We start from the raw sequence: 11957 nt of genomic DNA on the forward strand, positions 1-11957 counted from the left end.
AACAGTTAAAATATTTAGAACATGTTAAAATCAGGGATAAGGAGTGGCTTACTATGGAAAGATATATTATGTCAATAGACCAAGGTACTACAAGTACACGTGCAATTTTATTCAACAAAGAAGGAGAAATTGTCTCTACAGCACAACGTGAATTTACACAACATTTTCCTCATTTAGGTTGGGTTGAACATGATGCGAATGAAATTTGGACATCAGTACTGTCTGTTATTGCGACAGTGTTGAATGACGATAATATTTATCCGCATCAAATCAGCGGTATCGGTATTACCAACCAAAGGGAAACAACAATTATTTGGGATAAACATACAGGTCGTCCGATTTATAATGCGATTGTCTGGCAATCTCGTCAAACGCAAGATATCGTACAATCGTTACGTGATCAAGGTTATGAAGATACTTTCCGTGAGAAAACAGGTTTAGTGCTTGACCCGTATTTCTCTGGTACTAAAATCAAATGGATTTTAGACAATGTAGAAGGTGCAAGAGAAAAAGCTGAAAACGGCGATTTATTATTCGGTACAGTGGATTCATGGATTGTTTGGAAATTATCAGGGGGCGCTGCGCATGTGACGGATTATACAAATGCCAGCCGTACATTAATTTACAACATTCATGACTTGAAATGGGATGATGAATTATTAGAAATTCTAGATATTCCAAAACAAATGTTGCCAGAAGTTCATGAATCAAGTGAGATTTATGCGAAAACAAAAGATTATCATTTCTTTGGACAAGAAGTACCGATTGCAGGTATCGCCGGAGACCAGCAAGCAGCATTATTCGGACAAGCGTGCTTTGAACGCGGGGAAGTGAAAAACACGTATGGTACGGGTGGTTTCATGTTAATGAATACTGGTAAAGAAGCGATTCAATCTGATAATGGTTTATTAACAACGATTGCTTTCGGTTTAGATGGAGAAGTACATTATGCATTAGAAGGTTCTATCTTTGTCTCAGGTTCAGCTATTCAATGGTTACGTGATGGTTTGCGTATGATTAACTCAGCACCTGAATCTGAAAACTACGCGAACCGTATTGAATCAAGCGATGGTGTTTATGTCGTGCCTGCATTTGTCGGACTAGGTACACCATACTGGGATGCGAATGCGCGCGGTGCAGTATTCGGTATTACACGTGCGACTGAGAAAGAACACTTTATCAGAGCTACTTTAGAATCTATTTGTTACCAAACACGTGACGTGGTTGAAGCGATGATTCAAGATTCAGGTATTGAAGTGAAAAATATTCGTGTAGATGGCGGTGCTGTTAAGAATAACTTCTTAATGCAATTCCAAGCAGACATTCAAAATATTACAGTAGAACGACCTGAAATCAATGAAACAACTGCGCTAGGTGCTGCTTATCTCGCAGGACTTGCGGTAGGTTTCTGGGATAGTAAAGAAGAAATCACAAATCGTTGGAAATTAGATCAAGCGTTCGAACCTGAAATGGATGAAAAAGAAAGAGAAAAACTATATAAAGGTTGGAAAAAAGCAGTAGAGGCTACACAAGTCTTCAAGCTAGACGACTAATTAGACGACTGTTTTCTAACTATGTTATACTAAAGACAAGTTAATATCTATGACTCGAGAATGAGAGAACTGTTCACACCATTTTAAATGTATGGGATAGGTCTCTCATTTTTTATCATTTTTGCGGTAAATTCGCATCTCGACTTGTCTCATGCATTCATAACAGAATATTTTAGGAGGCGTTGTTCAATGAGTTTATCAACATTAGACAGAGATGTAATTAAAGGAAGATTGAAAGAGGAAGACTATGATGTCGTGATTATCGGCGGCGGAATAACAGGTGCAGGCATCGCGTTAGATGCGGCAGACCGCGGGATGAAAGTGGCATTAGTAGAAATGCAAGACTTTGCGCAAGGTACAAGTTCTCGTTCTACTAAATTAGTTCATGGTGGTTTACGCTACTTAAAACAATTTCAAGTCGGGGTTGTAGCTGAAACTGGACGTGAACGTGCGATTGTTTATGAAAATGGCCCGCATGTAACAACACCAGAATGGATGTTGTTGCCAATGCATAAAGGCGGTACATTCGGTAAATTCACAACTTCTATCGGTTTAGCGATGTATGACCGTTTAGCAGGTGTTAAAAAATCAGAACGCAAAAAAATGCTGAATAAAAAAGAAACATTAGAAAAAGAACCGTTAGTTAAAAAGAAAGGCCTAAAAGGCGGCGGTTATTATGTAGAATATCGTACAGATGATGCACGCTTAACAATCGAAGTTATGAAACGTGCAGCTGAAAAAGGCGCTGATATTCTAAACTATACGAAATCAATGAATTTCACATACAATGACAAAGAAAAAGTGAATGGTATTCAAGTAACTGATATGTTGACGGATGAAGCTTATACGATTCACGCTAAAAAAGTAATCAATGCCAGTGGTCCTTGGGTAGATGAAGTCAGAGGTGCTGATTATTCTAGAAATAATAAACAATTACGCTTAACTAAAGGCGTGCATATTGTCATTGACCAATCTAAATTCCCATTACAACAAGCGGTTTATTTCGATACAAAATCAGATGGCAGAATGATCTTCGCGATTCCGCGTGAAGGCAAAGCGTATATCGGAACGACTGATACGTTCTATAATAACGACAAAGCATCACCACTACCAACACAAGAAGACCGAGATTATCTTGTCGATGCAGTAAACTATATGTTCCCAGGTTTAGATATTACAGATAAAGATATCGAATCTTCTTGGGCAGGCATCAGACCATTGATTTTAGAAGAAGGTAAAGACCCATCTGAAATTTCACGTAAAGATGAAATTTGGGAAGGTAAATCAGGTCTATTAACAATTGCCGGCGGTAAATTAACAGGTTACCGTCATATGGCAAAAGGTATCGTTGATTTATTAGCGAAACGTCTACAACAAGACTTCGGTTTGAAATTCGGACCATGTGAAACGAAACATCTGACAATTTCAGGTGGAGATGTCGGCGGCAGTGCGAACTTCGATCATTTCGTAGAAGAAAAAGTGGCGGAAGCTAAAAAATATCAAATTGACGCAAAAACTGCAGAAGATATTGCGCAACGTTATGGTTCAAACGCTGATGAAATTTATAAAATTGCGCATACGGCTCAATATCAAAATTCTGGTTTACCATTAGAAATTTATGCAGAATTGGTTTATGGTATTCAAAATGAAATGGTTTATAAACCGACAGATTTCTTAATTCGCAGAACAGGAATGTTGTACTTCGATATTGAAGATGTCTTGAAATATAAAGATGCGGTTGTTGATGTATTAGCACAATTGTTAAACTATGATGACATTCAACGTGCATTATTTACAGAAGAATTAGATGAAGCAATTAATGAAGCAAGAACTGCAAATGATCAACCTGCTGAATAAAGATTAATAGTATATCAAGATGAGTTGGGACGATGTCTCAGCTCATTTTTGTTATCCTATTATTAAAGGATGCAGTTTTTTTACTATTTAGGTAAATGAAAGCCTATTCCAAGAATTTTGGGTCTGTTTTATAATAGAAGGGTAAGACATCTAGTGAAGGCATCATAGAGAATAATAAAAAAGTTAGACGGGAGTGTAGTCAATGTGTCCTAACACATTTAAGGTAACAGTTGAAGATGGTACAAATATTGAAGTCAAATTAGATAAAGCGAATAAAACGCGAATTGGTATTGTACATATTTTTCATGGCATGGCTGAACATATGGGACGTTATGATACATTTGTCGAATCGCTCAATCAACAGGGATATGATGTGATTCGTCACAATCATCGTGGTCATGGTAAGGATATAGACGAAAGAACAAGAGGGCATTATGACAGTATCGAAATCGTTGCGGCTGATGCTTATGAAATTGCGCAAACGTTATATCCAGACACAGATGATTTACCTTATATCGTACTTGGCCATTCAATGGGATCGATTATTGCACGTAAATATGTTGAAATGTATCCTGACATGTCACAAGGTTTGATATTGACAGGCACAGGATTGTTCCCGAAAGTAAAAGGGAAAATTTTGACAATGATAATGAAGTTAATCACGATTGTATTTGGCAAACGCAGAAGACTCAGATGGGTCAACCGTCTAGCTTTCAGACCATTCAATCGAGGTATTCAGAACGTGCAAACTGAGAATGATTGGTTATCAACACAAAGAGAGGAAGTTGATAGATATTGTTCAGATCAGTATTGCGGATTTTTAGTCTCAAATCAGATTATTTATGAAACAACAAGTGAAATGATGAAGACCAGTGCACCGAAAGAAATTAAAAAGATGAATGCAGATTTACCTGTGCTATTGATTTCTGGTAAAGACGATGCATTTGGAGACTATGGTAAAGGTATTCGCAGACTGGGTGTAGCAATGAAGAAAAATGGTGTGAAACACATTACGGTACAGCTTTATCGTAATAAGCGACATGAAATATTGTTTGAGGAAGATTATCATCAAACGTGGAATAACATGTATGACTGGATAAAGAAAAATATCCTGAATAAATATAAGCAGGGGGATTAACATGAGCAACAACCAAAAACCCTTACTCGTTGTCATTGTAGGACCGACAGCGGTAGGGAAAACAGAATTAAGTATTGAACTTGCGAAACAAATCGACGGTGAAATTATCAGTGGTGATTCAATGCAAGTTTATAAAGGCATGGATATTGGTACAGCTAAAGCTACACCAGATGAGATGCAAAACATCCCTCATTATCTTATTGATATTTTAAATCCAGATGAATCATTTTCAGCATATGACTTCAAGGTCCGTGCTGAACAGTTAATCAAAGACATCACAGAGCGCGGTAAAGTTCCGATTATCGCTGGAGGTACAGGTCTTTATATCCAATCATTAATTTATAACTATCCTTTTGATAAAGAAGAAGTTTCTGATGCAACAGCACGTGCTGTGCGTGAAAAGCTAGAAGAGTTGGAGGACTTGTCTAATGAAGCATTACACCAATATCTTGCAAGCTTTGATGCGGAGTCAGCAAAGGATATTCATCCGAATAACCGTAAAAGAGTGTTGAGAGCGGTTGAATATTACTTAAAAACGAAAAAAAAATTAAGTAATCGCAAAAAAGTTCAACAATATACAGAAAATTATGATACATTATTAATAGGGGTAGAAACGTCGCGTGAAACTATGCATCAACGAATAAACAATCGTGTTGATCATATGATGAAAGCGGGTTTATTTAATGAAGTAGAGCAACTGCTGAGACAGGGTTATAAAAATTGTCAGAGCATGCAAGCGATAGGATATAAAGAGTTGATTCCTGCTATTAATCAAGACATTTCGATTGAACAAGCAGTTGACAAGTTAAAACAACACTCAAGAAATTACGCAAAACGTCAAATGACTTGGTTCAAAAACAAGATGAATGTGCAATGGTTTGATAGAGAGCAACAGCCACTTCCATTGATTCTAGATGACATTACTGCCCACATAAATAAAAAAAAGGAGAGAATGCAATCATGAATGATAAACGCATCCAAGAGAATTTTCTACAAGGTTTTAAAGACAGCAAAGAGGAGTTAACTGTTTTCTTATTAAACGGTTTCCAAATGAAAGGAACAATTGTAGAATTTGATGACACCGTTGTGAATTTATTCTCACAAGGCAAAAATCATTTAATTTACAAACATGCGATCAGCACATTCACACAAGAACCATCAGTGGTTGAGTAATTTGTTCGTTTGTTTAATTCTAAAACCCAATCATCAGGAAAAAACATCATGTAACGGTTAGATTGCATATAATCTCACAAAGATGAATCATGTTGAACTGAGTTTTAGTACAAATTTATTCATTTAATTAATTGGTATAGGTAGAAAAACGAAGAGCAGCGTCTGGCATTAAGTCATATAACTTAGTGTGTAGTCGTTGCTTTTTTAATTATTCAATACATAAAAGACCGCCTTAAAAATCACGTAGTACATGGTTTTAAGGCGGCTTTATTGTTCATTATAATAATTCTTCGATATCTGATTTGATTTGACTTGGATTTTTTTGTGGTGAGAAACGATTGACTACATTGCCATCTCTATCTATTAAGAACTTAGTGAAATTCCATTTGATTTTACTGTTGAAGAATCCATCTTGTTGTTCTGTTAAGTATTGATAAAGCGGATGTTGTTCAGGTCCGTTTACTTTAATCTTTTCATGCATCGGGAAAGTAACCCCATAGTTGATTTTACAATTTTGCATGGCTTCTAGACCGTTACCAGGTTCTTGCTTGCCAAATTGGTTACAAGGGAATCCTAATACGACAAAGCCTTGATCTTGGTATTGTTCGTAAAGTTCTTGCAAGCCTTCAAACTGTGGCGTAAAGCCGCACTGACTTGCTGTGTTGACGATTAACATGACTTTACCTTTGTATTGCTCTAACTGATAGGTTGTACCGTCAGTTTTTGTAACTTCAATATCATATATGCTCATGTTTTCTTCACCTCGATGTCCTTAAATTAACACATTTCGCCTGAATAGTCTTTAGATATGCTCTATGATAAAATAGAGTAGATTGCTAGTAAATTGAATGATCATTCAAAATGACCGTAAAATGAATTTAAGGAGGATACATTTTTGCCTCAAGAGAGAATATTTGATACAGAAGAAGCGGTAGAAAAAGCATTATTAATCGGAGTCGATGCATATGATGAAAAACAATTCGACTTTCGAGAAACGATGGATGAATTAAAAGCGCTTGCTGAAACATGCCGCTTAGATGTTTTAGGTGAAATTACACAACAAAAAGACCGCATTGAAGATAAGTCTTATGTTGGTAAAGGTAAGTTACAAGAAATTAAAGATTATGTAGCCATGTATGATGTTGATGTCGTTGTAACCAACGATGAATTGACCACTGCACAATCTAAAAGCCTGAATGATAGTTTAGGTATTAAAATTATAGATAGAACACAATTAATTTTAGAAATCTTCGCGATGCGCGCAAGCAGTAAAGAAGGTAAACTACAAGTTGAATTAGCACAACTTGATTATTTAATGCCACGTCTGCAAGGTCACGGTAAAAGTTTATCTAGACTGGGTGGCGGTATCGGAACAAGAGGTCCAGGTGAAACAAAATTAGAAACGGATCGTCGTCATATTCGTCGCCGTATGAATGAAATCAAACATCAACTTCAAACAGTAGTAGAACATCGTGAACGCTATCGTTCTAAACGTAGACAAAACCATGTATTCCAAGTCGCTTTAGTAGGTTATACGAACGCCGGTAAATCAACATGGTTTAATATCTTGGCGGATGAATCTACGTACGAAAAAGATATCTTATTCGCTACATTGGATCCAAAAACGCGCCAAATCCAAGTCAATGACGGTTATCATTTAATTATTTCAGATACAGTTGGATTTATTCAGAAATTGCCGACAACGTTAATTGCCGCATTTAAATCTACACTTGAAGAAGCGCGCGATGCGGATTTACTACTTCACGTCGTTGACGCAAGCAACGAAGAATATCGTACACAGTATGATACGGTTAACCGTATCATTGGTGATTTAGATATGGATAAAATCCCACAAGCAGTCATCTTTAATAAGAAGGACTTAAATGAAGGACCGACACCTGCATCACAATTGCCGAATGTCTATGTTTCAGCACGTGATGAAGCAGATGAAGAAAAAGTAAGACAGTTGTTAATTGAACAAGTAGAAAAACAAATGGAACCTTATCAAGAAACAGTTCCTGCAGATGATGCAGACCGTTTATACTTCTTAAAACGTCACACGTTAATTCACAAACTTGAATTTAATGAAGAGACTGAAAGTTATGAAGTAGAAGGTTATAGAAGAAAAGCAGAAGAAAATGGAGAGAAGTAAGCACCATGGATTTAGAACAAATTATTCAAGAAACAGAAACGGAATTACAACCTTATTTTAAAACAATTGAAGCTTGTGCTTATCGTAATCAAGCGAAAGTGTTAGATGCCTTTCACGCAGTGAAAGCAACAGAATCTGATTTGCAAGGAACGACAGGTTATGGTTATGACGATATTGGCCGTGATCATTTAGAAGAAATCTATGCGCATACGTTTAAAGCTGAAGATGCGTTAGTCAGACCGCAAATAATTTCTGGTACACATGCGATTACTGTCGCTTTACAAGCCAATTTAAAACATGGTGATGAATTATTATATATAACTGGCAGTCCTTACGATACACTATTAGAAGTGATTGGTGTCAATGGTAATGGCATCGGCAGTTTAAAAGAGGATGGCGTATTATATAACGAAGTTGCTTTGACAGAGGAAGGTCAAATTGATGTACCTGCAGTACTAAAAGCAATTAATGAAAATACGAAAGTCATCGCAATACAACGTTCTAAAGGATATGATCAACGCCCATCTATCATGGTTGATGAAATCAAGCGTGCAGTGTCTGAAATCAAGGCAGAATATCCTGATGTGATTGTCTTTGTAGATAATTGCTATGGAGAGTTTGTGGAAGATGAAGAGCCGATTGAAGCAGGTGCAGATATCATGGCAGGGTCACTGATTAAAAACCCAGGCGGCGGTTTAGCGCGTATCGGCGGTTACATTGTCGGTAGAACGGATTTAATTGAACGTTGTGGATATCGTTTGACTGCACCAGGTATCGGAAAAGAAGCAGGCGCTTCTTTAACTGAGTTGCCAAGTATGTATCAAGGCTTCTTCTTAGCGCCACATGTAGTCAGTCAAAGTTTAAAAGGTGCGCTATTTACAAGTTTATTCTTAACAAAATTAAATATGAATACCGTACCAGCATTTGACACACCAAGAACAGATTTAATTCAAACTGTTCAATTTGATACAGCAGAACAAATGATTCGATTCTGTCAGTGTATTCAAGCCGCTTCACCTATCAACGCACACTTCAGCCCAGAGCCAAGTTATATGCCAGGCTATGAAGATGATGTGATTATGGCAGCTGGCACATTCGTACAGGGTTCATCTATTGAACTTTCAGCAGATGGTCCGATCAGACCACCGTATGAAGCATATGTGCAAGGTGGATTAACATATGAACATGTGAAATTAGCTGTCACAAGAGCAGTCCAACAAATGAGTGAAGAAGAACTGATTTAATATAAAGCAACCGACGTTAAAATGACGTCGGTTTTTTTATGAAAAATATAGAAAAAATATCATAAATCATAGGAAATTAAAAGATAAAAACGTATAATAATAATGAACATGTGAGAAAAAAAGAAGGTACATGAATCAACAGAGTGGAGGAGAACGTTATGGTTCTGACTTATCGTACCTTATTATTTGTTTTATCATTAATGATGGTGTTGTGCTTTGAAGCAAGTAAATCTTTAGGAGATGCATTTTTCTATACGGTGTTGGGCATATATTTTGCAGCAGTTTCTTTCATTTTGTATAAACTTGGTAAGATAAAGCGCGAAAAAAGATTAAGATAGCAACAAAAAAGAGGCCACAGTTGGCCTCTTTTTTATCCCTATTGTTTAGCACCTGTGTGCGTAGTGATTAATACAATTTCATGTATTGTTCGCGTTCCCACTCAGATACTTGTGTTCTATAGTAATCCCACTCGATTGATTTAGAGTTGATGAATTGGTTGTAAATATGTGAACCTAAAGCATCTTTAACAATTTTGTTTTCACGCATTGCTTTTAATGCTGTATAAAGTGTTGAAGGAAGATCTTCGATACCGATTGCTTCACGTTCGTCACGGTTCATTTCATAGATATTTTGATTTACAGGTTCAGTAACTTTAAGTTTGTTTTTGATACCGTCTAAACCAGCTTCTAAGATTGCTGCTAAAGCCATGTAAGGGTTAGCTGCTGGGTCAACTGAACGAACTTCTACACGTGTAGATAAACCGCGTGAAGTTGGGACACGTACTAATGGAGAACGGTTTTTACCACTCCAAGCGATGTAACATGGTGCTTCGTAACCAGGAACTAAACGTTTGTATGAGTTAACTAATGGGTTACATACAGCAGTGAATCCACGTGCGTTTTTCAAGATACCTGCGATGAATTGGTAAGCTTCTTCAGTCATTTGATCACGACCATTTGGATCGAAGAATGCATTTTCTTTACCTTTGAATAAAGAAACGTTGAAGTGCATACCGCTTCCGTTTACACCAAATAATGGTTTTGGCATAAATGTCGCATGTAAGTTATGTTTACGTGCAATTGTTTTAACAACAAGTTTGAATGTTTGGATGTTATCACATGCAGTGATGGCATCAGCATATTTGAAGTCGATTTCATGTTGGCCAGGTGCAACTTCGTGGTGGCTGGCTTCAATGTCAAAGCCCATGTCTTCTAATTCTAATACGATATCACGACGGCAGTTTTCACCTAAGTCAGTCGGTGCTAAGTCGAAGTAACCACCATGGTCATTTAATTCTAATGTAGGTTCGCCATATTCATCTAATTTGAATAAGAAGAATTCTGGTTCAGGTCCTAAGTTGAAATCAGTGAAGCCTAATTCTTCCATTTCTTTTAAGACACGTTTCAAGTTAGTACGTGGGTCACCAGCGAAAGGTTTACCATCTGTACCGTATACGTCACAGATTAAACGTGCAACTTTACCTTGACTTGCTGTCCAAGGGAAGATTACCCAAGTGTCTAAGTCAGGGTGTAAATACATATCTGATTCTTCAATACGAACGAAACCTTCGATTGAAGATCCGTCGAACATCATTTCATTATCTAATACTTTTTCTAATTGACTTACAGGTACTTCAACATTTTTGATTGTTCCTAAAATGTCAGTGAATTGCAAGCGTAAATATCTTACGTTTTCCTCAGTAGCAAATCTGCGGATGTCATCTTTTGTAAATGTACGTTTTGCCATGTTTTAAATCCTCCAGTGAATTATTTGATAAAACGAGATAGGTCGCCTCGATTTATCGGGATAGCTTCTTGTTGCGGTTTCTGAGTTGCCTCAACGATAACGTGTTTTCTGATGGCTTTCTCATCAGTAGACAAATGTTGATCATCTTGATAAATGATTTGTTTGATTGCTTTTAGGTTAAACCCTTTTTCTAATAGGTGTTTGATTTCTAACAGGCGATCTAAATCATTCATAGAAAACAATCTTTTGTTACCGGGTGTTCTCTCTGGTTTAACGAGTCCATGTGCTTCGTAATACCGTACCTGTCTTGGTGTTAGCTCAGTCAATTGATTTACGACACTCATAGAGAAGACGGCCATGTTTCTGCGAAGTGCATCATTTGACATTTCTCCATCACCTCTATTTTTGAACTTGTTATTAATTTATCACAAATAAACCGAAATTACAAAAATATGTAAGGTTTTCTGACATGAGTATCAAAACCCTTATATATCAAGGGTTTAACCATTCTTTTCTGACAATTCAAACAAATTAAAACACGAACCATTCAAAAAAATTCACATTTTTGTTCCGATTTATTATATTTTCCGCTTATGTACGAGAGATTCCATCATACTTAGCCTATGTAAAATTATACCTAAGTTGTATCAGGCATAAACATCTGGTTACATAAATCGAGAAATTAAATATGCTTAAGTATTCGTAATTTAGTCGTTTATATGGTGTCTTAAGCGTTTATAAATGTTAAAATAGTTTTATCATATTTATATTAAATGATAGACGTTTTAACTTACCATTAATATCAATGTAAGAGTTTAAAATGAATCGCAAGAATGGAGTTGAGACAATGATAGCCTTTTACGTACCAGGGTTATTAGGGGATATATTATTAGGTATTTTTATCTTATTCACCATATTGAATTTGATAGTCGCCTTTAATATCATCTTCTTGAAGAACAGGTCGACGAGTGCCACTTGGGCTTGGTTGTTTATTTTATTTATTGCACCAGTGTTAGGTTTCTTCTTATACATTTTATTTGGAAGAGGCGTTTCAAAGAAAAAATTATACAAAGATTATAGAAAAGATATAGAAC

Annotated in this window: 12 protein-coding genes; 9 read left to right on the plus strand and 3 right to left on the minus strand. The window is 36.5% G+C overall.

The genetic code is table 11. From position 1 onward, the window contains the following. Positions 1–53 precede the first annotated feature (53 nt). The 5 genes from glpK to hfq all read left to right on the plus strand — a co-directional run bounded on the left by glpK (position 54) and on the right by hfq (position 5721). Positions 54–1553, plus strand: coding sequence for a glycerol kinase GlpK (gene glpK / locus BU038_RS07255; RefSeq protein WP_107605468.1), 1500 nt, complete (start codon positions 54–56; stop codon positions 1551–1553). Positions 1554–1742: 189 nt separating this feature from the next. After that, positions 1743–3410, plus strand: a complete 1668-nt coding sequence (locus tag BU038_RS07260) for a glycerol-3-phosphate dehydrogenase/oxidase (protein ID WP_107605469.1) — start codon at positions 1743–1745, stop codon at positions 3408–3410. A gap of 202 nt (positions 3411–3612) precedes the next feature. Then, on the plus strand, positions 3613–4548 hold the full coding sequence (locus tag BU038_RS07265; protein WP_107605470.1) for an alpha/beta hydrolase: 936 nt from the start codon (positions 3613–3615) through the stop codon (positions 4546–4548). 1 nt (position 4549) lies between these two features. Continuing rightward, positions 4550–5512 carry a tRNA (adenosine(37)-N6)-dimethylallyltransferase MiaA gene (gene miaA, locus BU038_RS07270; RefSeq protein ID WP_107605471.1) on the plus strand — a complete coding sequence of 321 codons (963 nt, stop codon included), beginning with the start codon at positions 4550–4552 and terminating at the stop codon, positions 5510–5512. Continuing rightward, entirely contained in the window at positions 5509–5721 is a 213-nt protein-coding gene (gene hfq, locus BU038_RS07275) for an RNA chaperone Hfq (RefSeq protein WP_425385746.1), read from the plus strand. Before miaA ends, hfq begins: the two co-directional genes overlap by 4 nt. Positions 5722–5998: 277 nt before the next feature. Here the strand turns inward: hfq and BU038_RS07280 are convergent, their stop codons facing one another. Then, positions 5999–6472, minus strand: a complete 474-nt coding sequence (locus BU038_RS07280) for a glutathione peroxidase (RefSeq protein WP_107605473.1) — start codon at positions 6470–6472, stop codon at positions 5999–6001. 144 nt (positions 6473–6616) lie between these two features. Between BU038_RS07280 and hflX the strand changes: the two genes are divergently transcribed. The 3 genes from hflX (at position 6617) to BU038_RS07295 (ending at position 9455) form a co-directional block, all read left to right on the plus strand. Then, positions 6617–7873, plus strand: coding sequence for a GTPase HflX (gene hflX, locus BU038_RS07285; RefSeq protein ID WP_107605474.1), 1257 nt, complete (start codon positions 6617–6619; stop codon positions 7871–7873). Between the two features lie 5 nt (positions 7874–7878). After that, positions 7879–9117, plus strand: coding sequence for an aminotransferase class I/II-fold pyridoxal phosphate-dependent enzyme (locus tag BU038_RS07290; RefSeq protein ID WP_107605475.1), 1239 nt, complete (start codon positions 7879–7881; stop codon positions 9115–9117). Between the two features lie 158 nt (positions 9118–9275). Next, a complete protein-coding gene (locus BU038_RS07295; RefSeq protein ID WP_107605476.1) occupies positions 9276–9455 on the plus strand; it encodes a hypothetical protein in 180 nt (59 codons plus the stop codon). 67 nt (positions 9456–9522) lie between these two features. Here the strand turns inward: BU038_RS07295 and glnA are convergent, their stop codons facing one another. Both glnA and BU038_RS07305 read right to left on the minus strand, forming a co-directional pair. Continuing rightward, a complete protein-coding gene (gene glnA / locus BU038_RS07300) occupies positions 9523–10863 on the minus strand; it encodes a type I glutamate--ammonia ligase (RefSeq protein WP_107605477.1) in 1341 nt (446 codons plus the stop codon). A gap of 20 nt (positions 10864–10883) precedes the next feature. Beyond that, positions 10884–11249, minus strand: a complete 366-nt coding sequence (locus BU038_RS07305; RefSeq protein ID WP_002480827.1) for a MerR family transcriptional regulator — start codon at positions 11247–11249, stop codon at positions 10884–10886. A 461-nt stretch (positions 11250–11710) separates the two neighbouring features. Between BU038_RS07305 and BU038_RS07310 the strand changes: the two genes are divergently transcribed. Next, positions 11711–11957, plus strand: a 247-nt coding sequence (locus tag BU038_RS07310; RefSeq protein ID WP_199219695.1) for a PLDc N-terminal domain-containing protein, incomplete at its 3' end; no start/stop codon positions are given.

The organism is Staphylococcus simulans, assembly GCF_003043455.1.
GTDB classification, from domain to species: Bacteria; Bacillota; Bacilli; order Staphylococcales; family Staphylococcaceae; genus Staphylococcus; species Staphylococcus simulans_A.

Coding starts and splice junctions, on each gene's coding strand:
- BU038_RS07295 (WP_107605476.1), top strand. CDS start 9,276: ATGGTTCTGACTTATCGTACCTTATTATTTGTTTTATCATTAATGATG.
- glpK (WP_107605468.1), top strand. CDS start 54: ATGGAAAGATATATTATGTCAATAGACCAAGGTACTACAAGTACACGT.
- hfq (WP_425385746.1), top strand. CDS start 5,509: ATGAATGATAAACGCATCCAAGAGAATTTTCTACAAGGTTTTAAAGAC.
- BU038_RS07280 (WP_107605473.1), bottom strand. CDS start 6,472: ATGAGCATATATGATATTGAAGTTACAAAAACTGACGGTACAACCTAT.
- BU038_RS07265 (WP_107605470.1), top strand. CDS start 3,613: ATGTGTCCTAACACATTTAAGGTAACAGTTGAAGATGGTACAAATATT.
- BU038_RS07260 (WP_107605469.1), top strand. CDS start 1,743: ATGAGTTTATCAACATTAGACAGAGATGTAATTAAAGGAAGATTGAAA.
- BU038_RS07290 (WP_107605475.1), top strand. CDS start 7,879: ATGGATTTAGAACAAATTATTCAAGAAACAGAAACGGAATTACAACCT.
- glnA (WP_107605477.1), bottom strand. CDS start 10,863: ATGGCAAAACGTACATTTACAAAAGATGACATCCGCAGATTTGCTACT.
- miaA (WP_107605471.1), top strand. CDS start 4,550: ATGAGCAACAACCAAAAACCCTTACTCGTTGTCATTGTAGGACCGACA.
- BU038_RS07305 (WP_002480827.1), bottom strand. CDS start 11,249: ATGTCAAATGATGCACTTCGCAGAAACATGGCCGTCTTCTCTATGAGT.